The organism is Brevundimonas sp., from assembly GCF_041648055.1.
Lineage (GTDB): Bacteria > Pseudomonadota > Alphaproteobacteria > Caulobacterales > Caulobacteraceae > Brevundimonas.
The window spans coordinates 1-23,254 of sequence record NZ_JBAZPS010000001.1; the positions used below are offsets into that span (position 1 = coordinate 1).

Sequence of the window (23,254 nt, forward strand, 5' to 3'; positions counted from 1 at the left end):
GGACAGGGATCGTCCATGCTGGAACTGCTCTCCGGCCTGACCAGATCAGACCACAACCTGCCCCTCAACGATCTGGAAGCCCGTATCTTCCACAACCCCACCACCGACCCGGACCTGTGGGGGTGATGGTGCCAGGCTTGATGGCCCATGCCTAAACTGCGCCTTCTGTTCTCAGGCAGGTTAGCAGCGCGGATGCATCCACGGCCTTGTCGGCGAATGTGTCGCCTACGGCGCGCGCCAGGATCAAGGTCAGGGCCCCTCCCTCGGCCTTCTTGTCGCCGTGCATGCGGTTCAATAGGGCCTGAGCCGAGAACGATCCCGCTTGCGACAGGCGTGTAGGCAGTCCGGCCGCGGCGATGACCGCGTCTACGCGCGTCGCGTCCTGCAGTTCGCACAGCCCCCTCGCCGCCGAATAGCGGAAGGCCATAGCACAGCCCAGAGCGACCGCCTCCCCATGCGCTAGGGCGTGTTCGTCAAAACCCAGTTCTGCCTCGATGGCGTGGCCAAAGGTGTGGCCAAGGTTCAGCAGGGCGCGGCGGCCCGCCTCCTTCTCGTCCTCTCCGACGATGGCGCTCTTGATCTCGACGGAGCGGACCACGGCACGATGCAGAGCGTCAGGGTCGCCGGACACACCCTGTGCCCCCTCCCCTGCCAGCCAGTCGAAGAAGACGGCGTCGCAGATCAGGCCGTGTTTCAACACCTCGGCCCAACCAGAGCGCAACTGCCGCTCCGGCAATGTAGCCAGCACATCGATATCCGCCAGGACCAGTCGTGGCTGATGAAACGCCCCGATCAGATTTTTGCCGCGCGGCGTATCGATCGCCGTCTTGCCTCCGACGGAGGAATCCACCTGAGCCAGAAGGGTCGTCGGCACCTGAACGAAGTCAATCCCGCGCATAAACAGGGCGGCCGCCAAGCCTGCGAGGTCTCCGACCACACCGCCGCCAAGAGCGACCACCAGATCGCGACGGTCCAGTCCAAACGCGATCATACGGTCCAGCACCCGCTCCAGTTCGGCGAAGGACTTGGAGCCTTCGCCCGGCGGGACCGTCAGAAGCCAGGCCTTGATCCCTGCCCCCTCAAGACTGGCCATGGCGGCCGGACCGTGCAAGGCGGCAACGATTTCGTCAGTGATGACGACCGTGCGCCCCTTAGCTAAGGGAGCCAGACGCGGCCCCAATTCGGACAGCACACCACGCCCCACGACTACGTCATAAGGCTGAAAACCTGTTCCGGAGACGGAAATGGTTGTGATCATGCGGATGTCCTCGCCCAATGCGCCTGCAAGGCCCTGACAATCGCCTCCACCGCTTGGGCATGAGCCCCGTCGCTGACATCCACGGTCAGATCGGCGGTGGCGTAAAGGGGGTAACGGGCCTCGGCCAGGCCCTTGAGGGCCTCTAGCGGATCCCGTCCGCGCAACAGGGGTCGCGTATCGCGCCGCTGAACGCGCTGGGCGATGGTGTGAAGATCGGCACGCATCCACACGGTCACCGCTCGCGCACTGAGGGACGCCTGAGTGTCCACATTCAGAATGGCACCGCCGCCAGTGGCCAGCACCATACGAGGACCGTCCAGTAACCGCCTCATGACCCGGGCCTCGCCTGCGCGAAACTCGCCCTCCCCCAGCTGGCTGAAGATATCGGAGACCGTCATCCCCGCAGCGCTCTCTATTTCTGCGTCCCCATCGGCAAACGGCAGGCCCAGCCGCCGAGCCAGTCGGCGACCAACCGTCGATTTCCCCACGCCCATCAGCCCCACCAGGGCTATGCTACGCTCATGCGTGGGAATCGGTTCGGACGGAACTACAGGCTCGATCACGGACGTCCCTCAGGGAACGAACGGACAGTGCAGCGCGGCGGGGACGGGTTTAGGCACGGCATGACCCCACCATCCTCTACACCAAGCGCGGCCTTGCGAAAGCGTGTTGCGTAATGAGCGATGCCCAGATCGAGGCCTTTCTGGAGATGATGGCGGTCGAGCGCGACGCTTCACCCCATACACTGTCCGCCTACGGCCGCGATCTGGCTGATGCAGATGCGGGTACACCGTCGGGCCTGATGAAGGCAGACGAAGCCGAAGTCGAGGCCTGGTATGCCTCCCTGGCCAGCCGGGGGCTTTCGGCGGCGACCCAGGCACGGCGGCGCTCTGCGGTGCGGCAGTTCTATCGCTTTGCGCTTGGCGAGGGTTGGCGAACGGACGATCCCTCGCGGCGGCTGGATGCGCCGAAACAGGGGCGGTCGCTGCCCAAGGTGCTCTCACGTGAGGAGATCGAGCGACTGCTGGGCGTGGTGGCCGTGCGGGACGGGCATGCAGGCCTGAGGTTGATAGCCCTGCTGGAGCTCGCCTATGCGTCGGGCCTACGCGTGTCGGAACTGCTGGCACTGAAGGTTGAGGCGGTGCGGCGCGACCCGGCCTGGCTGATCGTGCGCGGCAAGGGTGGCAAGGAGCGGCTGGCCCCGCTGAACGGCTCGGCGCGGGAGGCGGTGAAGGCCTGGCTGGTGGCACGAGACGCGGCGCGAGCGCCCAAGGTCCCCGATAGTCCCTGGCTGTTCCCGTCATCTGCCGCCAAAGGCCACCTGACCCCGCGCCGATTTGCCCAACTGCTGGATCAGGCGGCCATCGAGGCAAACATCGACCCGGCACGCGTCAGCCCGCATGTCCTGCGTCACGCCTTCGCCACCCATCTTTTGGAGGGCGGGGCCGACCTACGCGTCGTCCAGACCCTGCTGGGCCATGCCGACATCGGTACGACGCAGATTTATACCCATGTGGCCACGGATCGGCTGACGCAGGTGGTAACGCAGCATCATCCGTTGGCGCGGGACGGCTGAACCCTCTCTTGCCCCACGGCGTTCCGCCCACTAGGTTCCGCCGCCTTCTCCGACGCGCCAGTGTGCGCCTTTGACCGGACGCCTTCATGGCCACGCATTATCTCGAGTTCGAAAAGCCAATCGCCGATCTGGAAGACAAGATCGAGGAGCTGTCGCTGCTCGCCTCGACCTCCGGTTCGTTCGAGACCGAGATCGACGGCCTGCGCAAGAAGGCTGAGCAGTTGCGCAAGAAGACCTATGCCGGTCTGGATCCGTGGATGAAGACCCAAGTGGCGCGCCATCCGCAGCGTCCTCACCTCAGCCACTATATCGACGGCCTGTTCACCGACTTTGAGGAGCTGAAGGGCGACCGCCAGTTCGGCGACGACCAGGCGATCATCGGCGGACTGGCTCGCTTCAGAGGCGCGCCAGTCGTGGTCATGGGCCATGAGAAGGGCAACGACACCCAGTCGCGCGTGACCCACAACTTCGGGATGGCCCGGCCCGAGGGCTATCGAAAGGCCGTACGGCTGATGGATCTGGCCGAGCAGTACGGCCTGCCAGTCCTGACCTTCGTCGATACGGCCGGAGCATATCCGGGTCTGGGCGCCGAGGAGCGCGGTCAGGCCGAGGCCATTGCCCGCTCGACCGAGCGGTGTCTGACATTGGGCGTGCCCTCCATCGCTACGATCACGGGCGAAGGCGGATCGGGCGGGGCCATCGCAATTGCTGCAGCCGGGCGTGTGCTGATGCTGGAGCACTCCATCTATTCGGTTATCTCGCCCGAGGGTGCCGCCGGCATCCTGTGGCGCGACGGGGCCCGGGCGAGGGATGCGGCCATGGCCATGAAGATCACGGCACCGGATTTGCTGGAACTGAAGATCATCGACCGGATCATCGAGGAACCGCTTGGCGGGGCACATGCCGATGCAGACGCGACCATCGCCACGGTCGGCGACGTCCTAGCCGAGGAGTTGGCTGCCCTCTCGACCCTGACGCCAGAACAAATCCGGAAAGCGCGTGCCGACCGCTACTACGCCATAGGCCGTCTGGGCTGAGCCACAGCGCAAGATCTGACCCCGGCGTTAACCGTCCCGCTACCTAGCGCGTGGCACATTATGGCCATGGTTCCAGCCGCCCCTGCCAAAACCTCGCGCCCGTCGGGCGGTGTCGGCGAATCGCTGCGCGAGAGCTCCGTCATCAATCTGACCGGCGCGGTCACCATGGTTGTCGATGACTCCCCTTTTGCGCTGGATCTGACCAGCCAGGCTCTGCTCGGCTTCGGGATCAAGACCCGCTATGCCTGCAACAGCGGGGCCGAGGCGATGGAAATTCTGAAAGATCACAACGTCGATCTATTGATCATCGACTGTGAAATGCCGGAGATGGACGGCTACGCCCTGGTGCGCTGGTTGAGGCGGTCGGGGCTGGATCCAAATGCCTTTGTCCCCGTCATCATGACCGCGGCCCACGTCCGACGCTCCAAGGTCAAGGAGGCGCGCGATTGCGGGGCCAGTTTCGTGATCACCAAGCCGTTCAGCGCCTCGACCCTGCTGGAGAGGCTGGTCTGGGTGGCGCGAGACAGTCGGCCGTTCCTTGAGGTCGGAGACTATTTCGGACCGGATCGCCGCTTTCGGCAAGGTGATCCGCCTGGTCAGGAGCGCCGCGCGGGGATGATCCGCAAGGCTCAGTTCGATGCCGAACAACGCGCAGCCTCAGGAGGCGCAAGATGACGGTCATTACCCACGCCCGCCGCAAGTCAAACCTGTCCCAGATGATCGACAAGCCCGGCGGGGTCAGCATCGGCGTGGCCCTGACACAGGCGCGGGCCAATATCGAGGCCAAGCGGGCCGAGGCGTCGGCCGTGGTCGATGCGCAGATCGCGGCTCTGGAATCGATCGCGGCCCCGGAAAGTCCGATGGAACTGGCGAGGCGGCTGGAGGAGGTCTACCACGCCGCCAACGCCGTCATCGATGCGGCCAGCCCGTTCGAGCTGGACGACCTGTGCAAGGGCGCAGCGGGGCTGTGCGACGTGATCGACGCGGCCCAGCCGGGCCAGCCTTTCGACTGGCGCATCGTGACCGTTCACGCGCGGTCGCTACGGCTACTGCAGACCCTGCCGGTCGAAGAGATCGATGCCCGCAATCAGGTGCTGGAAAGCCTGCGCCAGATCCTGCTGCGCAAGGTTGCGCCCAAGGCCTAGTCCGCCATCTGGCCGGTGCGGGCACCGCGTGTCTGCTTGCGCCAGAGCGCCGCGTATTCTCCACCCTGACGGGCGACCAGTTCGTGGTGGGCCCCGCGCTCGATGACGCGTCCGGCTTTCAGCACCAGGATCTGTTCGGCGTCAGCGATGGTGGACAGGCGGTGGGCCACAACCAGCGTGGTACGGCCGCTGCGAGCCTTGCGCAGGGTCTTCTGGATGGCGGCTTCGGTGCGGCTGTCCAGGGCGCTGGTGGCCTCGTCCAGGATCAGGATGCAGGGGTCGGCCAGCAGGGCGCGGGCGATGCCGACGCGCTGACGCTCGCCGCCCGACAATTTCAGGCCCCGTTCGCCGACGCGCGTGTCCATGCCCTCGGGCAGGCCGCGGATGAAGTCGTCCAGCTCGGCGGCGTCGGCGGCGGCCCAGATGGCGGCCTCGTCCGCGTCGGGGCGGGCAAAGCCGATGTTGGCGCGGATCGTGTCGTTGAACAGGGCCACATCCTGCGGCACCAGGGCGACGGCAGCACGAAGGCTCTCCTGCGTCACGGCCCGCACATCGCGCCCGTCGATCAGCACCCTGCCCTCCTGCGGGTCCAGCAATCGCAGGGCCAGTTTGACAATGGTGGACTTGCCGGAGCCGGAGGGACCGACCAGGGCGGTGGTGGTGCCGGGCGCGGCGACGAAGCTGACATCCTCCAGCCCGCTGGCCCGGGCGTCGTGACGGAAGCCGACCGCCTCGAAGCGCAGTTCGGAGGCGCAGCCCTCGTCCGGCTTGGCCAGGGCGATGGCGTCGGGGGCATCGGCGACCTGGGGCGTCTGGCGCGTGACCTTGAGCATCTCCTCCATATCGATGAAGGACTGGCGGATTTCGCGATAGGCGAAACCGAGGATGTTCAGGGGGGCATAGAGGCTGATCAGAATCAGGACGGCGGCGGTGACGTCGCCCGGCCCCATCCGCCCGGCGGCGGCCTCGAACCCGGCCATGACGGCCATCACGCCCAGGCCGACGTTCATGATCACGGCCTGCATGACATTGAGCAGGGCCAGCGAGCTGTTGGCCTTCAGCGAAGCCCGGGTGTAGTCGCCGAGCGCCGCGTCATAGGTGCGGGCGGCGCGGGCCTCGGCCCCGAAGGACTTGACGGTCTCATAGTTCAGCAGGGCGTCGACGGAGACGCCTGCGGCCTCTGTGTCGGCGGCGTTCATTTCCCGGCGGTGTTCCAGCCGCCAGTTGGACAGGGCGAAGGTGGAGGCGGCATAGACGGCCACCACGACCACGGCGACCGCGCCGAAGCGCCAGTCGTAGGCCCCGGCGAGGACGCCTGCGGCCAGCACCAGCTCGACGCCCGTCGGGACCAGGTTAAAGGCCAGGATGCGCAGCAGAAAATCAACCGACCGCGCCCCGCGATCCATGGTCCGCGACAGGGAGCCGGACCGCTTGGTCTGGTGAAAGTCCAGCGACAGGTTCAGGGCGTGGGCAAAGGTTTCGGTCGCCGCCGTGCGTTGGGCGGCGGAACGGACCGGGGCGAAGACCACGTCCGACGCATTGGGGGCAATCGCCGACAGCAGCCGTACGATGGCCCAGCCGACGGCGAAACCGGCAAAGCCCAGGCCGATGGCGACCTCGGTCGGCTGATCCGAGGCCAGGTGGTTGACCGCCGCGCCCAGAACCAGCGGGGCCAGGACGCCCAAGGCCTTGCCCGCCAGGGTCATGGCGATGGCCCCGATCAGGCGCAGGCGCAGGTGGGGGGCATTGGACCGGCCGACCAGTTTGATCAGGTCGCCCAGCGCCTGCCAGGTCGGTGGGCTCTCGGCGACGGGCGCGGCCAGTCCCGCCTGCGCCGCCTTGGCCAGAGAATCCGATTTCCGCCCCGACCGTTCACCGCGCATGAGCGCAGATATGGACCGCGCCGGGGGTTCCGCAAAGGGGGTGGCGCGCATTCCCCGTCTGACGAGAGGCGGGTCCGGAAGGGCCGGTGTCTCCAGAAAAAGGGTAGAGACATTTCCGTCCGGGAGACGCGACCTTTGCGCCCCGCTTGAGATCGGGTCCAGGGCGCATGCGGGCCCCGGTTCCGAAGAGGATGACGATGTGAAAGACCCTTGCGCGGCGTGGATCGCTGCCGATCTCGCCAACCCTCACAAGGGGACGATGAGAGGTGGGCGCAAGGAGCCGGATGAAGGAAGTTCGCCGCCGTAGCGGGGCGATAGTCTCCACCCACGGATCGGAAGGAGCGCGAGGATCAGGGGCGGGAAGGCACTGTCCGCAAAAGAGCGTCTCCGGAGACATTCTGCAGCCCCGCCGGGCAGACACGCTGGCACAGTGCAGACCTTGCGCGCGTCGGCAGATGGCGCATGATCGAAAACCGCCGTCGATGCGGGTGTGGAGTCAGCATGTTGTCGTTTCTCGCCTTAATGACGTTCGTCGTCTCGCTGCAATCCGCTCCGTCCGCTGCCGAAGTTCTCCATGGCCTGGACCTGACATCCTTCAGGAACTCCACTGGCCCGAGCCGAGAAGTTGGCCTGCGACGTCCCGTCGACTGGGCATTCTCCGGTCTGAGCATCGCAGGAGGGCAGGCCTCTCTGGAGCGGCCCGAGGACGGGTGGATTGTCAGCCTCGAGATACTGCGGACGACATCCGACGGTGTGATCGCCTGTTTTAACGATCAAGCGCGCAACGGCGGCAGTTATTCTGCTCAAACGGCGCTTCACATCGTCCGAGACGACGTCGGCGGTTATCGCGTTGTCGACGAGACTGTTCGCGATCCTGACTGCCCTCCACGGCGGGGACAGGGTTGAACAACCATGTCAGAGGTTGGTCCTGAAGCGTGCTTTTCTACCGGCATGCCGGCGGTGCCCTGAGGCAGCGCATTGAGGGGGACGCATGTTCCGCACGGTTTTCGCGATCTGTTTGTTTCTCGGGCTCGCAGGCTGCGCCAGACCTGCGGAACAAAGCTGCGAGGCAGATGCTGACGCAATGCTGGACATGTCGTTTGCCGCCTTTGATCAAGGACCTGATGGCTGGCGCTCTTTGGATGGCAGCCTGTCTTGCTCCAACTACGCGGACGACGTCCTGTCGGAATATCGGTCCCGGCACGGCCCCATCCTCGGCGCGGCGAACGTCAGTCTCTTGATGTGGCACGAAGCTCAAGTGCTCGCCTTGCAAGGAGACTCAGCGCGAGCCCTCGAGCTCATGAAGGCGGCGGAATATCTGGACGAGCCTGAGTGGCAAAAGCTCTACCGCGAGGGAAGTATCGCGTTCCTGGAGAGCGATATGGAACGGTTGCAGACAGCAAGGGATCGGCTGTCCCGGCTACCCCGCGAGGCAATCCTGATGAGGCCGGACGAACCGTCGATGCCCTGGCCACCAAACCTGGATGTTCTGGACGGGCTCATATCCTGTTTCGGAAAGCCCTACGGCGTCGCTTACGCCTGCCGCCAAGCACCGGCGGCGTTGTAAATGGGGTGCCCGCTTTGCACCTTCGCGGACATTCGGCACGTCCGCTGCTAGACTCACCTGACGTCGGGTTCGCGCATGTCGGCACTCGACACATTGCGGACAGCAGCTTTGAACGCCTAACAAGGCGGATCAGGAGGCAGCAGCATTGGTCTGGATTGCCAAATACCATAGCTACCTTCGCCAAAAAGGTCGCTTATCAAAACCAGAGCTTTGGTATCTCCAAAGCCAGGACGTGATGTTTCCGTGGTTTACACCACTGGCCGCACTCCTGCTTTGGGTCCTCGTTTTTCAACCTACCAATCGCCTGAGGGCAGTTGTTTGCTTTCTGGTTGGCATCCCAACCGTCTTGGGAATGGCCTATGCGTCGGTGACCTACTTGGTCTCAGCTTTCCGAACACACCGCGTGCGCCGTATCCTTAAATGAAACTGCGCATCCGGTTTGCAGCAAAACTCCTGTGACCGCTTTCCACCCATAGCAGACGTCCGGAATTTCAGTGGGGAGCAAGTGCCTTGGATGTCTGCTTTCGGCAAAGACGCCAAGGTCCGCAATCGACGCATTGCGGGCATTTCGTGCCCGTGGCACCAATCGAAGTCGCACCGTGAATGCCACGTCGGCCCCTTCCGGTCTCTCGCTTGTGGAGAATGACGGATGAAAAGGCCAGGCTTCATCGAAGATTTTCAAGATATACGATTAAACTGGCGTAATGCTGAATACAGAGCAGGCTTTATCAGAGGTTTTGTTTCAACATTTGTTCCCCGATTCGTCATGAGTTTCTTTGTGGGGCTTCTGATCGTGACGGCAATATTTATTGCGACCTAATACTTGCTCGTCCCTATGGAAAAGGAGAAGGCCAGCGTCCGCTTCCCCCCTTAGGCGACAATCCGCTTTCGGCCCTAAAGCGACATTCAAGCCGTGTGGCTAGAGGCGCTTGACCACGCGAAGGGTTTCCGGCTTGAACCCAGCGGTCTCGTAGAATCGCTGTCCTCGAGAATTGCTTGCGAAAACATCCAAAGCGATACGCTTAAACCCCTTGTCCTTCGACCATTCCTCGGCGGCGCGCAGAAGGGATTGACCCACTCCTTCGCTCTCGGCTTCCTTGGCGACCGCTAGGAGCGCGATATAGCCGCACCGCTCATCCGCAATTTCATCGGCGCTTTCGCGGACATTCACATAGCCGAGCCGTTGACCCTGCTCGCTGACCGCAACGAATGTGGTGCCATCCACTTCTAAGTCTGCCCAAGCCGAAGCGGTGAAGCGCTCCTGAAACGTCTCGACCTCTGTCCTGGAATGGGTCGGGGCATTGATCACTCCGCGCAATCGCGCGTTTAGCCCCCGAATGAATACGCGGTCTGCTTCGTCTTGCTCCGGTCGCACCTTGAACGTCATACCGATACTCCTCAGTCAGCGTAGGCGCGATTCAAGTCCGCTTTCCACCCCGAGCTGACGTAAGCTGCGCACGCTTTCGGCGCTTGGTGCAGAAAGCCGGGACACAATCTCTCAGCGGTGTCGACTACGGATCAGGTTCCAAACTGTCATCCCGGACCCGCAAGCGATTTGGCTGTGGTGCCCTGCCTGCGGGGCCCGGGACTAAAGGTCTGGCCTCGAGCGAAGCGGAGGGTGCTACCCCCCACGCCCCCCGTGCTTTGCATACTCCAGTCGCGCGATCGTGCGGTTGTGGACCTCGTCCGGGCCGTCGGCGAGGCGGAGGGTGCGGACGCCGGCGTAGAGTTCGGCCAGGGGGAAGTCGCCGCTGACGCCGGCACCGCCGAAGGCCTGGATGGCGTCGTCGATGATCTGAAGCGCCATTTTCGGGGCGGCGACCTTGATCTGGGCGATCTCGGACTTGGCGTTCTTGGCTCCGGCCTGATCGATCATCCAGGCGGCCTTGAGCACCGACAGGCGGCACATTTCGATGTTGATGCGGGCGTCGGCGACGCGCTGTTCCCAGACGGAGTGTTCGGCGATCTTCTTCTTGAAGGCCGTGCGGGTCAGCAGGCGGTTGACCATCAGGTCCAGGGCGCGTTCGGCGGCGCCGATGGTGCGCATGCAGTGGTGGATACGGCCCGGCCCGAGGCGCCCCTGGGCAATCTCGAAGCCCCTGCCCTCGCCCGCGATCAGATTGGTGGCGGGGACGCGGACATTGTCCAGCACGACCTCTGCATGGCCAATGGGGCGTTCGTCATAGCCGAAGACCGTCAGCATACGCTCGACCCGGAAGCCGGGGGTGTCGGTGGGGACCAGGATCTGGGACTGCTGCTGGTGGGTGGCGGCGCCGGTGTCGGTCTTGCCCATGACGATGGCGATGGCGACGTTGGGGTGGCCCATGTTGGTCGACCACCATTTGCGGCCGTTGATCACATAGTCGTCGCCGTCGCGCACGATGGAGGTCTGGATATTGGTTGCGTCCGACGACGCCACCTCAGGCTCCGTCATCAGGAAGGCGGAGCGGATGTCGCCCGCCATCAGCGGCTTGAGCCAGCGGGCCTGCTGGTCCTCGTTGCCGTACATATGGAGCACTTCCATATTGCCGGTGTCGGGGGCGGCGCAGTTATAGACTTCGGCCGACCACAGGTGACGGCCCATGATCTCGGCCAGGGGGGCGTATTCCAGATTGGTCAGACCCGCACCATGTTCGCCCGGCAGGAACATGTTCCACAGACCGGCCTCTTTGGCCCTCGCCTTCATTTCCTCCATGGCGGGAGGCTGGACGGTGTGGTCGGCATGGACCTGGGCCCAGTATTCCTCGGCACGCGGGATGACGTGATCGGCCTGAAAGCGCTCCACGCGCTCCTGCCAGTGCAGAGCCTTGTCGCTGTGACGGAAATCCATGGGGAGGGTCCTCTTCAATAAACAAACGGCGCGGCACCCAAAGGCACCGCGCCGCTGAAAGACAGGGTCTAGCTCAAGCTCAGCGCTTCAGCAGCGGGGCCAGTTTCTGGGCGATCATCATGTCGCCGGCGATCTTCAGCTTGCCCTGCATGAAGGCCATCATGGGATCGAGTTTGCCCTCGGAAAGGGCCATGAAGTCGTCCCACGCCATCGAGACGGTGGCGTCGGCGGGCTTGTCCTCGTTGGTCACGGTGTTCGGGACCGAGGCGCCGTCGATGTAGATCTTGCCGGTGTCGCCCAGGTCCAGCTTCACGGTCTTGCCCAGACCGGAGTTGTCGCCCACGGCGCCGCGGATGTGTTCGGTGACTTGAGCCAGATCGGGCATGTGCGTTTCCTCTGCTGATCGGTCGCGAAGACCGGTTGAGGACATGGACCTAGACCGGGAATGCAAGCGTGCCAAGGTCACGCGGCGTCAAGTTGGCGAGATCGCTGCGGACCCCGTTGCGCAAGCCATCGCCCTCGGCTAATCACCCGCTTAACGGAGACGTGGCTGAGTGGCTTAAAGCAACGGTTTGCTAAATCGTCGTACCCTGTAAGGGGTACCCAGGGTTCGAATCCCTGCGTCTCCGCCACTCCATGAAAAATCAGGCTGTTAACGCGACAGTGAGAGCGCGTGGGGCAGGATGGGTGCTGTTCCGACGCAGCCCGCTCAAAGCCCGCTTCATGCCTGATGCCGCCCGCCTGATGCCCGACCCCGTTCGCGGGGATGCCGTCGCGGGCGAGACCGTGGCGGAGGCGGTCGTGGGCCTGCAGGCCTTGGCCAAGGGCCGCAGGAAGGCGTCACGCGTTGACGACAGCGCCGCGCGGCGTGGGCCGTTTCGCCCCGATGTCTGGCTGAATGCGCGTCAGAGACATGCCTCGCGTCTGGCGGCCCATTATTTCCGCGCCTTTGATGTTCTGGCCGTGGTGGCGATCAGTCTGGGCTGTGCGGCGCTGAGCACGCCCGACAGCGTATTCCAGAGCCCCCTGGCCCATGTCGCGCCGTATGTGATCGGGGCGGTGGTGGTTCTGGCCCTGATGCGCTCGCTGGGGCGATATCGATTTTCGCGGCGACAGTCGGCCTCGTCGCACCTGACGTCGGTGATCGCCATCGTGGGCATAGGCGGGATCGCGGCCTTGGGCAGTCTGGCCTTCACGGGCGCGCCGCAGGGGCAGTGGGTCGGGGTGCTGAGCTGGATCGCGCTGACGCTGATCGTGCTGACCGGGCTGCACATGGGCTGGGGCGGGCTGGTGCGGAAGTGGCGGGCGTCCGGAGCTCTGACGCCCAATATCGTGCTGGTCGGGGCGACGCGGCGGGCCGAGAGCCTGATCCGCGAGGCGCTGAAGCGGCGCGATCTGAATGTGCTGGGCATCTTCGACGACCGGCTGGCACGCTCGCCGACCGCGATCGAAGGGGTGCCGGTGCTTGGGACGGCGGATGACCTGCTGAGCCACAAGATGACGCCCTATGTCGACCGGATCGTGCTGGCCATCGATCCCAAGGCCGAGGCGCGGGTGCGCGAGCTGAACAACCGGCTGAGCCTGCTGCCCAATGAGGTGACCCTGCTGGTCGAGCCGACGGGGGTGGAGGAAACCAATTCCGCACTCGACCGGCTGGCGGCGGCACCTCTGGCGGACATCCAGGGGCCGGTCGATCCGGACAGGCGGGCCTTCAACAAGCGGATGCAGGACCTTTTCATCGGCCTTCTTGCGCTGATCCTGCTGGCCCCCGTGATCGCGGTGGTCGCGCTGGCGATCCGGCTGGACAGCGCGGGGCCGATCTTTTTCCGCCAGCGACGCCACGGGTTCAATCACGAGGAGATCGTGGTGTGGAAGTTCCGCTCCATGCGCCAGGAGACCGCCGACGCCACCGCCAGCCGTCAGGTGACCCAGGACGACGACCGGGTGACGCGCATCGGCCGCTTCATCCGCAAGACCAGCCTGGATGAGCTGCCGCAACTGCTGAACGTGCTGACCGGCGAGATGTCTCTGGTCGGTCCACGCCCCCACGCCATCGGCATGAAGACCGGCCATGTCGAGAGCGCGCGACTGGTCGCGGACTACGCACATCGCCACCGCATCAAGCCGGGCATGACGGGCTGGGCCGCTGTCAACGGCTCGCGCGGCCCGCTGCACACCGCCCAGGACGTGCGCCGCCGGGTGCAACTGGACATCGACTATGTCGAGCGCCAGTCGCTGTGGCTGGACCTGTGGGTCATGGCGATCACGGTGCCCGTCCTGCTGGGCGACCGCAGCGCGGTGCGCTGAGCCATGTTCTGGCGCGGGGTCTGGGGCTATCTGCCCGCCAATATCGTGCAGGGGGTGGTCGGCTTTCTGGCGATAATCGTCTTCACGCGCCTGCTGAGCCCGGAGGATTTCGGGCGGTACGCTCTGGCGTTTTCCGTCCTGACCCTGGCCCATGTGGCGGTGTTCAGCTGGATGGAGGCGTCGATGGCCCGGTTCTGGGCCTCGTCGAAACCGGGGGCCGACCTGATCGGCCATTTCGCCAGCCTGTACCGCGCCGCCGGGCTGCTGACGCTGGGTTTCGTGCCGGTGGTGGCGCTGGTGCTGTGGCTGTGGCCGGCCGATCCGCTGCTGAAGATCGCCCTGGCGGCGGGGCTGGCGGGGTGCCCGATCCGGGCCTTCGTCAAGCTGGCGCAGGAGCGGTACCGCGCGGCGGGCGAGGTGTCGAAGGCGGCGCGACTGGACATGGCCGTGGCCATCGGGGGCTTGAGTATCGGCATCGGCTTTGCGCTGGCGGGCGCAGGCGGCGCGGCCCCCTTGCTGGGGTTGGGGTTGGCCCCGCTGATCGCCCTGCCTTTCATCCTGCCGGGCGAGCTGAAACACGGGGCCGGAGGGCGACTGGAGCGGGCGCGGGTGCGGGACTACGCCCTGTACGGCTATCCCATCGCGGCGTCGCTGGCGCTGACGGTGGTGCTGGCCTCGACCGACCGGTTCCTGCTGGCCTTCTATATGGATGAGGCGGCGGTGGGAGCCTATCACGCCAGCTATTCCATCGCGAACCGGACGCTGGACGTCATGTTCCTGTGGCTGGGCACTGCGGGTCAGCCGGCCATGGTCATGGCGCTGGAGCGCGGGGGGCTGAGCCAGCTGAAGATTGCCGCGCGCGAGCAGGCCTCGACCTTCTTCCTGATCGGCCTGCCCGCCGCCGCCGGGGTGGCGCTGGTGGCGCGGCCGCTGTCGGAGGTGCTGATCGGCGAAGAACTGCGCGTGGCGGCGACCAGCGTGACACCGTGGATCGCCCTGTCGGCCCTGCTGTTCGGGCTGACGGCCTATTACTTCGGCCAGGCCTTCACCCTGGGACGCAAGACCAAGCGGCTGCTGGGCGCCATGGCCATTCCGGCGGTGTTGAACATCGTGCTGAACTTCATAATGGTGCCGCGCTTCGGACTGGTCGGGGCGGCCTGGTCGACGGCGGCCAGTTTTGCCGTGGGCCTGCTGGCGACCTGGTTGATCGGGCGGCGGGTCGTGGCCCTGCCCGTGCCCTGGGACGCCCTGGTGCGCTGTTTGATCGCAACAGGCGTGATGGCGCTGGCGGTGATGGCCCTGCCCGCCATCGGTGGGTTCGCGGAACTGGTGATGGATGCGGCGGTCGGGGGCGTGATCTATGCCGCGGTGGCGCTGACGCTGAATGCGTCAGGCATACGAGATGTGGCGCTGAGACTGGCGGTACGCCTGCGGGCCAGGCGCGCGACGGCATGAGCGCGGTCCTGACCCTCAGCCCGACGTGGCAGGCTGCGGAGCCGCGGCTGTCTGTCCTGACGCCCTTCCTGCGGGACGACCCGAGCGAACTGCTGGCCATGCTGGAGCGCGAGGCGGTTGCGCTGGCGGGTTCGGTCGAGATCATCCTGCTGGACGACGGCACCGGCGATGCGGCTCTGACCGCGCAGCTGACACAGCAACTGGCGAGCCTGACCCTTCCTGTCTGCCTGATCACCCTGACCGTCAACGAAGGGCGAGCGATCGGGCGCAACCGGCTGGCCTCAGCGGCGCGGGGGGGCACGCTGCTGTTTCTGGACAGCGACATGCGGCCGGACAGCGATCGCTTCCTGCGGACCTGGGCGGACCTGATCCATTCGCGCGACCCGGCTGTGGCCTTCGGGGGCTTTTCCCTGTTGCAGGCCCCGACCGATGCGAATTTCGCGGTGCATCGGGCACTGGCGGCCGCATCCGAGTGCGTGGCCCATACCGAGCGGGCGAAACAGCCGGAGAAATACGTCTACACCTCCAACCTGCTGGTCCGATGCGATGTGTTCGAGGCCGAGGCGTTCGATCCCGGCTTCACGGGCTGGGGCTGGGAGGATGTGGAGTGGGCCATGCGGGTGGCGCGGCGGTTCGAGGTGCTGCACATCGATAATCCGGCGACGCACATGGGGCTTGATACGGTCCAGGCCCTGGCCGGCAAATACGAGCAATCGGCCCCCAATTTCGCCCGCATGGCCCAGCGCCATCCGGAGATCGTCGCGGCCTACCCGAGCCACAAGGTGGCGCGGCTATTGAAGCGCGTGCCCGGTCTGCCGGTCTGGCGACGCATGATGCGTCGCGGAGCCGAGGCGGCTTGGCTGCCGGTCAGGGCGCGGGCCTTCTCACTGCGCCTGTACCGCGCGGCGCTTTATGCGGATGCGATCTGATGACGGGTGATATCGCGGTCATCATCCCGACCCTGCGACGGCCCGACGGCCTGCGCGATGCCCTGCGGTCGGTCTTCGCTCAGCAGTCTGTCGGGGACCGGGTCGGCGAGGTCGTGGTGGTCGATAACGACCCGACGGGCTCAGCACGCGATCTGGTCGAGAGTCTGCAGGCCGAGACACCCTGGCCCCTGACCTATGTCCATGCACCGGTGCCAGGCGTGGCCACGGCGCGGAATGCCGGGCTGGCAGCGACCCAGGCAGCGCTGATCGCCTTTCTGGACGACGACGAGGTCGCCTCGCCCGGCTGGCTGACGGCCTTGCTGGAGGGACAGACGCAGACGGGTGCCGATGTGGTGTTCGGCCCTATCACAGGGCGGGCTCCCTCGGCGGAACCCTGGTTGCAGCCCTATCTGGAGAGGTTCTTCGGGCGTCACGGTCCGGCGACGACGCAGGTGATCGATCAGCCCTGGGGGTGCGGAAACTCCCTGATGGTGCGGGCGACCGCCCTGCCCGGCCCGGCCCCGTTCAACACGTCCTCGGATCAGGCGGGCGGCGAGGATGATGCCCTGTTCGCGGCGCTGTCGGCGCGTGGCGGTCGGTTCGGTTGGGCGGCCGAAGCCTGGGTCGAAGAGTTTGCGCCGCCGCACCGGGCCACCCTGCGCTATGCCCTGGCCCGCGCCTTCGCCTATGGCCAGGGGCCCAGCCAGACGGCGGCGGCGGCAAAGGATTGGGCAGGCGTGGCGCGGTGGATGCTGATCGGGGCGGCGCAGGCCGGGGTGTGGGGCGCGGGCTCTGTCGCGCTGGCCATCGTCCGAAGCCCACGCCGTGCCGGGATGTATGACCGGACCGCGCGTGGGGTCGGAAAGCTGTTCTGGATGAAGGGCTTCGAGCCGCACTTCTATGGTGCGCGCGAACTGGCACGGCTGGAGAAGGCGAAGGCCTAACCTGCCAGCTTCTTCAGGAAGGCCGGCGGGTCGTAGGTCGAGCGGTTGACCACCACGCCCGCAATCCTGCCACCGGCGGCCTCGATTTCGTCGCGCAGGATCAGGGGCTCGTTCGGGGCGGTGCTGCCCGCCGCCACGACGATGACAGTCGAATCGACGATGGGTGCCAGGGTGATCGACAGGTCGTTGCGGTCTGCGGCGGGGGCGTCGATCACCACCGTATCGGCATGGCGGCGCAGGGCGTCCCAGTAGCGCGGATCGCCGATGGCCTCGGCCCTCTGACCGGCCCTAAGAGCTTCCGCTGCGAACTTCGTCACCCACAGCCGACCGCCCAGGCAGGGTCGCGCGGTCAGCAGACGCGCGGGATGCACGGGTCGTCCGCCACGATCCATGATGCGAGGCGTCACAGCATAGAAGATGGAGCCGTCCGGCGTGGCGATCGCTGCGTTGCCCAGCTTGCCGAAGCGGTCCGGCGACTGGGCCACGGCGTCCAGCTGTCCCTGCTGGGCCAGGTCGGCATCGATCAGCCAGACGGGCTTGCGCGCCCGGACCGCCGCCAGCCGGGCGTATTCGCGGGCCACAGTGGAGACGCCTTCGCCAGAGTTGGCCGCCGCGATCTGGATCACACGTCCGCGATGGCCCGGCGCGGGTCCCAGCGCCGCCCAGAGGGCTGCCATTTCGGATGTCAGATCGACCATGCGAATCGTTACGCGCTCACGACTGGCTTCAAGCCTATCATGCGCCGCGCGGCGCGGTCTTCATCGGCGCGACGGCCAGGACCGGCAGGTCCATGGTCCGCCCGACGGTCGCCGGCGTGGGATAGCCCCGCCGGGTGAAGACCCGCAGCAGACCCACACACAGGGCCGTCAAGCCCGCAAACAGGAAGGCGGCGGCCAGCAGGGGCAGTTTCAGACTGGTGCCCCGCGTCGGTGCTTCTGCCCGGGCGATGACATTGACGTTGTCGGCCCCGGCGGCGACCAGGGCGCTGTCGGCGCGGGCGGCGCTCTCGCGCTGCTGGAAGTCGCGGATGGAGGCGGTCAGGACCTCGCGGTTGCCGGCCAGATTGGCGTTGGTCGATTCCAGCTGGGTCAGTTCGGCCTGGCGGGCGCGCAGTTGCGCCAGCTGACCCTCCAGAATGCCCAGGCGGGCCCGCAGGGCGTCGCGGTCCGCGGCGGCGTTGATGCGGGTCGTCTCGATCTCGGTGAAGATGGTGCTGGGGCCCGTGCGGACCTCGCGCGCGCCGACCGTGGTGCCGGTGGCGACATAGGCCTGAAGCTGGGCGATCTGCTCGTCCAGATCGCGGACCGGCTGAGCGTCTTCGTTATAGCGCGCCAGCAGGTTCTCGCGCTGGGTGCGCAGGGTCAGGATCTGGTCCTGGGCCTGGACGTTCAGATCCTGCTGCAGGACGACCTCAGCCGGCTGCTGGGCCAGCTGGCGCTCCAGGGTGGCCAGCCTCTGCGACGCCTGGCTAAGCTGGGCGCGAACCGACAGGGTCTCGGCATAGGTCGTCTGATAGGTCGCGGCCAGGGTCGCCTTGGCCGTGGCGAAGTCGCCGATGTTGTTGGTGCGCAGGAAGTTTTCATAGGCGGCGTCGGCGTCGCCCAGTTCATCCTCGAAGGCCTCGCGCTGGCTGGCGATGGCCGGGGCCGCACGGTCGCGGAACAGGGTTCGGCGCTGGACCAGATACTGGTCGATGACGGCATTCAGCACCGTAGCCGCGCGTTCCGGGTCGCCGCTTTCGTAAGAAACGGAGATGATGGCGCTGCCCGGCGTGACGCCGACGCCAAGACCGCCGTCGATGGCCTTGACCGCTGCCGTCACCTGTTCGGCGCGTGTGCCCTTGGCCCTGGGACCCAGGACGGCGGCGGGGCCGAGCACCTCGACAGCGCGACGCTTGACGCCCAGGCTGTTCAGGATGGCGGCCTCGGACTGGGCGACGGCGTCGGACTCCAGCGTCTGGCCCCGCTCGGTGATCGTGCCCACCCGGGCCTGATAGGCATATTCCTGACCCACGCCGGCATAGATGCTGGCGGTGGAGGTATAGGTCTTCTTCATCGTCAGGACGACGGCGGCCCCGATGGCGAAGATCAGCAGGAAGACCGCGATCATCAGCATCAGCTCGCGGAACAGCAGGCCCACGACGTCCATGAAGCCGTAGCGCGGGCGGGCTGTGGTGTAGGCCGTCGAACGCATGGCGCGCACTGATTCCATCAAATCGGACTGTGATGATCAGCCTTGGGCCACCGGCGTTAACTGATGGTTACCCATGTCCGCTAACCTGTGTTTCGACATCGCCTTCAGGACCGATTCTGCCATGCCCATAGACCGCCGCCTGCTTCTGTTCGGCATGGGTGCCCTCACCACCGGAATGGTCGGTGGCTGCGCAAGCACGGGCGGCATGGCCTCGCGCCTGATGGGCCCGGGCACCGAGCCCGGCGGCAATCGCGTCCAGACCCTGGACCGCAACAGCTTTCCGGAAATCGGCTTTTCCGAATGGAGCGACGCCGAGCAGGAATACGTCCTGTATCCCGGGGACGAGATCGAGATCGCGACCCCGACGGCCACCGAACTGACCCGGACCCAGCGGATCGGACCCGACGGAAGGGTATCCCTGCCTCTGGTCGGCCAGTTGATGGCGGCGGATCGGACCATTGCGGAACTGGAGGCCGATGCATCCAGTGCCTTTGCCAGCCAGCTGAGACGGCCGATGGTCGAGGTGACGCTGAAGACAGCTGGACCGATCCGCGTCTGGGTCGGGGGCGAGGTCCGCACACCCGGCATGATCGAGATGAGCGGCGACCTCGACGCCTATCAGGCCATTATCCAGGCCGGGGACTTCCTGCCCACGGCGCGTCAGCAGGAGGTAGCGCTGATCCGGCGCGGTCGCGGTGGCACCCGCATGCTGCGGGCGGCGGATCTGCGGCCTCGCCGGGGCGAGGTCATCGCCCTGCGGCGGGGTGACATCCTGTTCGTGCCGCGCACGACGCTGGGCGAGGTCGCCAACTTCGTGACCCAGTTCCGCAACGCCCTGCCGGTGGGCTTCACCTATGCGCTGGGCGGGCAGTATCAGCAGTTTTAGAGGCGCTAACGCTCGCGACGCGGTCGCTCGCTGCTTGAGCGCCTGATTTTTATGGCGCTATCGCTCGACGCGCGGCGTCTCGCTGCTTGAGCGCGGGTTGGGGCGCTAACGCTCGTCTGTAGGCTGCCGCCTCAGGCTGCGAGGCTGACCACCGACTCAGGCTGCGAGGCTGACCACGCCCGCGTCGATCCAGCGGCGAGCCGCCTTCTGAGCTTCCGAGATTTCCTCGCGCTCCATCTCGTTAGACATTTCGCGGCGATAGACGCGCGCTTCGATCGAGCCCTTCATGGCAGCGAGGTTGAAGATCATGTGGGCCGAGACGCGGTCGATGGGGCAGCCGTTCTGGCCCGTCGAATACATCATGCCCAGCCGGAACAGGTCGTCCCCGCTCATGTCGGCCGTCGGCAGGGGCAGGCCCTGCTCGTAGATTGCGTCAGGCGCGGTTTCTTGCGCGATCATCACCGTGTCTCCTGGAACCGGCCTTTCTGGCCCATCCTGTGACGCCGATAAGATACCCGTGGTTTGAAGTTAATGTTAACGGCCAAACCGTGGCGAAGATGTTTTTCGTAAAGCCGAAATGAAGACGATCGAGGACCTTCATCAAGCTGAAATCTATTGGAAACCCGGCGTTTACAGTCGTTGGCGAGAGCTTAACGACCGCGCTGTCCGAACAGCACCTTGCGGGCCTCCTCGGCCGCCTTGCCGCTGGCGGCCAGATTGGCACGCAGTTCATCGCCGACCGCCCTGCCCTTGATCACCGCCGGTCGTTCGCCGACACGCGCCAGCCAGGCCTTCAGGTTCGGAAACTCGTCGATGTTCTGACCCTGATGCTCGGGCAGGATCCAGGGCCAGATAGCCATGTCGGCGATGGAATAGGCCCCGGCGACGAAATCGCGATCGGCCAGGCGGCGGTCCAGCACGCCGTAGAGACGGTGGGTCTCGTCCGTGTAGCGTCGCACGCCATAGGCGATCTGGCGCTGATCCTTGATGATGGCGGGCGCATACTGGCGGAAATGATGCGTCTGCCCTGCCATGGGACCAAGGCCGCCGACCTGCCAGAACAGCCACTGGTCGATCTCGGCCCGGCCTCGGGCATCCTTGGCGTAGAACTGGCCGGACTTGGTCGCCAGATATTGCAGGATCGCGCCTGACTCGAAGATCGATAGCGGCAGGCCGTCCGGCCCATCCGGATCGACGATGGCGGGCATGCGGCCATTGGGGCTGATGGACTGAAAGGCGGGTTCGAACTGTTCGCCCGTGCCGATGTTCACAGGCTTTACCTCGTACGGCAGGCCCATCTCCTCCAGCGCGATCGACACCTTCCAGCCGTTGGGCGTGGGCCAGTACCAGAGCTGGATGGGGGCGGTGGTCATGGCGCGGCTCCTGTTCACCTTGCCATCTGGGCATGGTGCCGCACCCGCGCAAGCTGACAGACCCATTCAGGCACAGTTCATCGGCCGCGCGCGAAGTTTGGTTATCAAACGGGCCGGATCGCCTTTTCCGTCGCCGACCCGAGTAAAGGAGAACGATCATGAACCGTTTTACCAAGGCCGCCGTCATCGCCGTGGCCATGGCGACCACCGCCATTCCAGTGGCCGCTGCGGCCCAGGACCGGGGTGACCGCCGCGAATACCGCCAGGAACGCCGTGACGACCGCCGCGAGTTCCGTCAGGAGCGCCGCGACGACCGTCGTGACTTCCGCCAAGGCGACTATCGCAACCGCGGCGAATACCGCCGTGACCGCCGGGACGACCGACGGGACTTCCGCGAAGATCGCCGCGATGACCGCCGGGACTTCCGTCAGGAGCGCCGGTATGACCGCAACAATCGCAACTGGTGGCAAGGCCGCGCCGACTTCCGCGACTATCGCGGTGCCCGCCAGGGTTACTGGTACGCCCCGAACCGGGGCTACTATCGGGTTGAGCCGCGCTATTACAACACGCGCTGGACGCGCGGCAGCTACCTGCCCTCGGCCTATCGCGGCTATTACGTGAACGATCCCTACGTCTACGGCCTGCGGCCGGCCCCGCGTGGCTATCGCTACGTCCATGCCGGCAACGACATCGTCCTTATCGCCGTCGCATCTGGCCTGATCGCAAGCGTACTGTCCGGCGTCTTCTAGACCGGGCACAGTAGAGTTAAAGCGCCCCGTCGATCTCTGTCGGCGGGGCGTTTTCATGACGAAAGCGTAAGAAATGACGGACCTTCGTTCAGTCTGGGTTCATGCGAAAACACCGATCCTCTATCCAAGCCACCCACTGGGTGTGCGGAGATCAGGAAGACGATGAAACGGTCATTGTTGATGGCGGCTGCGGTCGCTTCTTTTGCTGTCCCGGCGGCAGCCCCCATGGCTGTTCTGGCCCAGGACCGGGAAGCCCGTGTAAATCAGGATGGCCGCGTTAGTAGTGGCGATCGTGGATCGCGCGGTGAACGGCAACGCACCGAGCGCCCTCAGGAACCCAGAGCTGAACGCCCACGAACGGAGCGCCCAGAGCGGCCACGCCCGGAAAGGCCTGACCGTCCGCAGACTCCTGAGCGGCCCAGCACACCCCGCCCTGATCGACCGGAAAGGCCGGAGCGTCCCGACAGACCCGACCGACCAGATCGTCCAGAAAGGCCGCGCCCCGACAGGCCAGATCGCCCGGACAGACCTGACCGACCCGACAGGCCGCGCCCCGACAGGCCGGACCGTCCGGATCGGCCCGACAGACCGGATCGTCCTCGTCCAGACCGTCCAGATAGGCCGGACCGCCCTGACAGGCCTGATAGACCGGACCGGCCCGACAGGCCCGACCGCCCGAACAGGCCGGATCGTCCCGATCGTCCCGACCGTCCCGGCTGGAACAACGACCGCGACCGCAATCACCGGGAGTTCCGTCGTCGCTTCAACAGCGAGCAGTGGCGCCAGAACTGGTATCAGAACCGCGATCGTCACTGGTGGCGTAACGACAGGCGGTTCCGGGGCTACAGCGGCCTGAGGATCGGCTTCTATTTCGCGCCCGGCTATGGCTACTACAGCGTGCCGCGCAGCTACTATAACCGCGACTACCGCGTGGGTGAGTATCTGCCGACGACGTTCTGGCGGTATCAACTGAACGACTGGCGTACCTATGGGCTGGGCTATCCACCCGAGGGCACGCGCTGGGTGCTGGTCGACAACAACATCTATCTGATCGACCAGTATGACGGCTACATCATCGAGGTGATCCGCGACGCCTGGAGCTGGTAGCCTTCTGTACACGGA

Annotated in this window: 24 protein-coding genes and 1 tRNA gene; 15 read left to right on the forward strand and 10 right to left on the reverse strand. The window is 65.7% G+C overall.

The genetic code is table 11. The features are described 5' to 3' along the window. Window positions 1-151: 151 nt before the first annotated feature. Together aroB and WC585_RS00010 are read right to left on the reverse strand one after the other, a co-directional pair. On the reverse strand, window positions 152-1,258 hold the full coding sequence (aroB, locus tag WC585_RS00005) for a 3-dehydroquinate synthase (RefSeq protein WP_373255422.1): 1,107 nt from the start codon (window positions 1,256-1,258) through the stop codon (window positions 152-154). Then, window positions 1,255-1,821, reverse strand: a complete 567-nt coding sequence (locus WC585_RS00010) for a shikimate kinase (RefSeq protein WP_373255423.1) — start codon at window positions 1,819-1,821, stop codon at window positions 1,255-1,257. Before WC585_RS00010 ends, aroB begins: the two co-directional genes overlap by 4 nt. 113 nt (window positions 1,822-1,934) lie before the next feature. Between WC585_RS00010 and WC585_RS00015 the strand changes: the two genes are divergently transcribed. The 4 genes from WC585_RS00015 (at window position 1,935) to WC585_RS00030 (ending at window position 5,016) form a co-directional block, all read left to right on the forward strand. Next, a complete protein-coding gene (locus WC585_RS00015; protein ID WP_373255425.1) occupies window positions 1,935-2,834 on the forward strand; it encodes a site-specific tyrosine recombinase XerD in 900 nt (299 codons plus the stop codon). A gap of 86 nt (window positions 2,835-2,920) precedes the next feature. Then, window positions 2,921-3,871, forward strand: a complete 951-nt coding sequence (locus WC585_RS00020; RefSeq protein WP_373255428.1) for an acetyl-CoA carboxylase carboxyltransferase subunit alpha — start codon at window positions 2,921-2,923, stop codon at window positions 3,869-3,871. Between the two features lie 60 nt (window positions 3,872-3,931). After that, window positions 3,932-4,546 (forward strand): response regulator, encoded by a 615-nt coding sequence (locus tag WC585_RS00025; RefSeq protein ID WP_373255429.1) that lies wholly within the window; start codon window positions 3,932-3,934, stop codon window positions 4,544-4,546. Continuing rightward, complete coding sequence (locus WC585_RS00030; RefSeq protein ID WP_373255431.1) at window positions 4,543-5,016, forward strand: chemotaxis protein CheE; 474 nt, start codon at window positions 4,543-4,545, stop codon at window positions 5,014-5,016. The genes WC585_RS00025 and WC585_RS00030 overlap by 4 nt, the downstream gene beginning before the upstream one ends. On the opposite strand, the gene WC585_RS00035 is transcribed toward WC585_RS00030, so the two are convergent. Next, a complete protein-coding gene (locus WC585_RS00035) occupies window positions 5,013-6,899 on the reverse strand; it encodes an ABC transporter ATP-binding protein/permease (RefSeq protein ID WP_373256764.1) in 1,887 nt (628 codons plus the stop codon). The genes WC585_RS00030 and WC585_RS00035 overlap by 4 nt on opposite strands. 501 nt (window positions 6,900-7,400) lie before the next feature. Here WC585_RS00035 and WC585_RS00040 point away from each other — a divergent pair. Next, window positions 7,401-7,805 (forward strand): hypothetical protein, encoded by a 405-nt coding sequence (locus WC585_RS00040; protein ID WP_373255432.1) that lies wholly within the window; start codon window positions 7,401-7,403, stop codon window positions 7,803-7,805. An 85-nt stretch (window positions 7,806-7,890) separates the two neighbouring features. Then, window positions 7,891-8,466 carry a hypothetical protein gene (locus WC585_RS00045; protein WP_373255434.1) on the forward strand — a complete coding sequence of 192 codons (576 nt, stop codon included), beginning with the start codon at window positions 7,891-7,893 and terminating at the stop codon, window positions 8,464-8,466. 919 nt (window positions 8,467-9,385) lie between these two features. Here the strand turns inward: WC585_RS00045 and WC585_RS00050 are convergent. The 3 genes from WC585_RS00050 to WC585_RS00060 all read right to left on the reverse strand — a co-directional run bounded on the left by WC585_RS00050 (window position 9,386) and on the right by WC585_RS00060 (window position 11,681). Next, window positions 9,386-9,853 carry a GNAT family N-acetyltransferase gene (locus WC585_RS00050; RefSeq protein ID WP_373255435.1) on the reverse strand — a complete coding sequence of 156 codons (468 nt, stop codon included), beginning with the start codon at window positions 9,851-9,853 and terminating at the stop codon, window positions 9,386-9,388. 234 nt (window positions 9,854-10,087) lie between these two features. Beyond that, window positions 10,088-11,296, reverse strand: a complete 1,209-nt coding sequence (locus tag WC585_RS00055) for an acyl-CoA dehydrogenase family protein (protein ID WP_373255438.1) — start codon at window positions 11,294-11,296, stop codon at window positions 10,088-10,090. Between the two features lie 79 nt (window positions 11,297-11,375). Beyond that, complete coding sequence (locus WC585_RS00060; protein WP_373255440.1) at window positions 11,376-11,681, reverse strand: SCP2 sterol-binding domain-containing protein; 306 nt, start codon at window positions 11,679-11,681, stop codon at window positions 11,376-11,378. 155 nt (window positions 11,682-11,836) lie between these two features. Between WC585_RS00060 and WC585_RS00065 the strand changes: the two genes are divergently transcribed. The 5 genes from WC585_RS00065 to WC585_RS00085 all read left to right on the forward strand — a co-directional run bounded on the left by WC585_RS00065 (window position 11,837) and on the right by WC585_RS00085 (window position 16,931). Then, window positions 11,837-11,928: transfer RNA gene (locus WC585_RS00065), tRNA-Ser, on the forward strand. A gap of 91 nt (window positions 11,929-12,019) precedes the next feature. Continuing rightward, complete coding sequence (locus WC585_RS00070; protein ID WP_373255441.1) at window positions 12,020-13,603, forward strand: exopolysaccharide biosynthesis polyprenyl glycosylphosphotransferase; 1,584 nt, start codon at window positions 12,020-12,022, stop codon at window positions 13,601-13,603. A gap of 3 nt (window positions 13,604-13,606) precedes the next feature. Continuing rightward, complete coding sequence (locus WC585_RS00075; protein WP_373255442.1) at window positions 13,607-15,058, forward strand: lipopolysaccharide biosynthesis protein; 1,452 nt, start codon at window positions 13,607-13,609, stop codon at window positions 15,056-15,058. After that, complete coding sequence (locus tag WC585_RS00080; RefSeq protein WP_373255444.1) at window positions 15,055-15,987, forward strand: glycosyltransferase family 2 protein; 933 nt, start codon at window positions 15,055-15,057, stop codon at window positions 15,985-15,987. Before WC585_RS00075 ends, WC585_RS00080 begins: the two co-directional genes overlap by 4 nt. Next, complete coding sequence (locus tag WC585_RS00085; RefSeq protein WP_373255446.1) at window positions 15,987-16,931, forward strand: glycosyltransferase family 2 protein; 945 nt, start codon at window positions 15,987-15,989, stop codon at window positions 16,929-16,931. The genes WC585_RS00080 and WC585_RS00085 overlap by 1 nt, the downstream gene beginning before the upstream one ends. Here the strand turns inward: WC585_RS00085 and WC585_RS00090 are convergent. Continuing rightward, the gene (locus WC585_RS00090) at window positions 16,928-17,629 is read right to left on the reverse strand and encodes a hfsB (RefSeq protein WP_373255448.1); all 702 of its coding nucleotides are present in this window, start codon (window positions 17,627-17,629) and stop codon (window positions 16,928-16,930) included. The genes WC585_RS00085 and WC585_RS00090 overlap by 4 nt on opposite strands. A 37-nt stretch (window positions 17,630-17,666) precedes the next feature. Continuing rightward, a complete protein-coding gene (locus WC585_RS00095; RefSeq protein ID WP_373255449.1) occupies window positions 17,667-19,124 on the reverse strand; it encodes a GumC family protein in 1,458 nt (485 codons plus the stop codon). A 73-nt stretch (window positions 19,125-19,197) separates the two neighbouring features. On the opposite strand from WC585_RS00095, the gene WC585_RS00100 reads away from it, so the two are divergent. After that, the gene (locus WC585_RS00100; RefSeq protein WP_373255451.1) at window positions 19,198-20,010 is read left to right on the forward strand and encodes a polysaccharide biosynthesis/export family protein; all 813 of its coding nucleotides are present in this window, start codon (window positions 19,198-19,200) and stop codon (window positions 20,008-20,010) included. 156 nt (window positions 20,011-20,166) lie between these two features. Here WC585_RS00100 and WC585_RS00105 read toward each other — a convergent pair whose 3' ends face one another. After that, complete coding sequence (locus WC585_RS00105; RefSeq protein WP_373255453.1) at window positions 20,167-20,469, reverse strand: SEL1-like repeat protein; 303 nt, start codon at window positions 20,467-20,469, stop codon at window positions 20,167-20,169. 191 nt (window positions 20,470-20,660) lie between these two features. Beyond that, window positions 20,661-21,383: a glutathione S-transferase family protein gene (locus WC585_RS00110; protein WP_373255456.1), complete on the reverse strand. Its 723-nt coding sequence runs from the start codon at window positions 21,381-21,383 to the stop codon at window positions 20,661-20,663. A 158-nt stretch (window positions 21,384-21,541) separates the two neighbouring features. Here WC585_RS00110 and WC585_RS00115 point away from each other — a divergent pair, with 158 nt between their 5' ends. From WC585_RS00115 to WC585_RS00125, 3 genes are all read left to right on the forward strand, one after another. Continuing rightward, window positions 21,542-22,132 (forward strand): RcnB family protein, encoded by a 591-nt coding sequence (locus WC585_RS00115; RefSeq protein WP_373255459.1) that lies wholly within the window; start codon window positions 21,542-21,544, stop codon window positions 22,130-22,132. Between the two features lie 283 nt (window positions 22,133-22,415). Next, complete coding sequence (locus WC585_RS00120; RefSeq protein ID WP_373255462.1) at window positions 22,416-22,988, forward strand: hypothetical protein; 573 nt, start codon at window positions 22,416-22,418, stop codon at window positions 22,986-22,988. 41 nt (window positions 22,989-23,029) lie between these two features. Continuing rightward, window positions 23,030-23,239: an RcnB family protein gene (locus WC585_RS00125; RefSeq protein ID WP_373255463.1), complete on the forward strand. Its 210-nt coding sequence runs from the start codon at window positions 23,030-23,032 to the stop codon at window positions 23,237-23,239. Window positions 23,240-23,254: the final 15 nt, after the last annotated feature.

Excerpts from the sequence above, each read along its gene's own strand:
- aroB (WP_373255422.1), bottom strand. The coding sequence starts at position 1,258 with ATGATCACAACCATTTCCGTCTCCGGAACAGGTTTTCAGCCTTATGAC.
- WC585_RS00015 (WP_373255425.1), top strand. The coding sequence starts at position 1,935 with ATGAGCGATGCCCAGATCGAGGCCTTTCTGGAGATGATGGCGGTCGAG.
- WC585_RS00020 (WP_373255428.1), top strand. The coding sequence starts at position 2,921 with ATGGCCACGCATTATCTCGAGTTCGAAAAGCCAATCGCCGATCTGGAA.
- WC585_RS00025 (WP_373255429.1), top strand. The coding sequence starts at position 3,932 with ATGGCCATGGTTCCAGCCGCCCCTGCCAAAACCTCGCGCCCGTCGGGC.
- WC585_RS00030 (WP_373255431.1), top strand. The coding sequence starts at position 4,543 with ATGACGGTCATTACCCACGCCCGCCGCAAGTCAAACCTGTCCCAGATG.
- WC585_RS00035 (WP_373256764.1), bottom strand. The coding sequence starts at position 6,899 with ATGCGCGGTGAACGGTCGGGGCGGAAATCGGATTCTCTGGCCAAGGCG.
- WC585_RS00040 (WP_373255432.1), top strand. The coding sequence starts at position 7,401 with ATGTTGTCGTTTCTCGCCTTAATGACGTTCGTCGTCTCGCTGCAATCC.
- WC585_RS00045 (WP_373255434.1), top strand. The coding sequence starts at position 7,891 with ATGTTCCGCACGGTTTTCGCGATCTGTTTGTTTCTCGGGCTCGCAGGC.
- WC585_RS00050 (WP_373255435.1), bottom strand. The coding sequence starts at position 9,853 with ATGACGTTCAAGGTGCGACCGGAGCAAGACGAAGCAGACCGCGTATTC.
- WC585_RS00055 (WP_373255438.1), bottom strand. The coding sequence starts at position 11,296 with ATGGATTTCCGTCACAGCGACAAGGCTCTGCACTGGCAGGAGCGCGTG.
- WC585_RS00060 (WP_373255440.1), bottom strand. The coding sequence starts at position 11,681 with ATGCCCGATCTGGCTCAAGTCACCGAACACATCCGCGGCGCCGTGGGC.
- WC585_RS00070 (WP_373255441.1), top strand. The coding sequence starts at position 12,020 with ATGCCTGATGCCGCCCGCCTGATGCCCGACCCCGTTCGCGGGGATGCC.
- WC585_RS00075 (WP_373255442.1), top strand. The coding sequence starts at position 13,607 with ATGTTCTGGCGCGGGGTCTGGGGCTATCTGCCCGCCAATATCGTGCAG.
- WC585_RS00080 (WP_373255444.1), top strand. The coding sequence starts at position 15,055 with ATGAGCGCGGTCCTGACCCTCAGCCCGACGTGGCAGGCTGCGGAGCCG.
- WC585_RS00085 (WP_373255446.1), top strand. The coding sequence starts at position 15,987 with ATGACGGGTGATATCGCGGTCATCATCCCGACCCTGCGACGGCCCGAC.
- WC585_RS00090 (WP_373255448.1), bottom strand. The coding sequence starts at position 17,629 with ATGGTCGATCTGACATCCGAAATGGCAGCCCTCTGGGCGGCGCTGGGA.
- WC585_RS00095 (WP_373255449.1), bottom strand. The coding sequence starts at position 19,124 with ATGCGTTCGACGGCCTACACCACAGCCCGCCCGCGCTACGGCTTCATG.
- WC585_RS00100 (WP_373255451.1), top strand. The coding sequence starts at position 19,198 with ATGTCCGCTAACCTGTGTTTCGACATCGCCTTCAGGACCGATTCTGCC.
- WC585_RS00105 (WP_373255453.1), bottom strand. The coding sequence starts at position 20,469 with ATGATCGCGCAAGAAACCGCGCCTGACGCAATCTACGAGCAGGGCCTG.
- WC585_RS00110 (WP_373255456.1), bottom strand. The coding sequence starts at position 21,383 with ATGACCACCGCCCCCATCCAGCTCTGGTACTGGCCCACGCCCAACGGC.
- WC585_RS00115 (WP_373255459.1), top strand. The coding sequence starts at position 21,542 with ATGAACCGTTTTACCAAGGCCGCCGTCATCGCCGTGGCCATGGCGACC.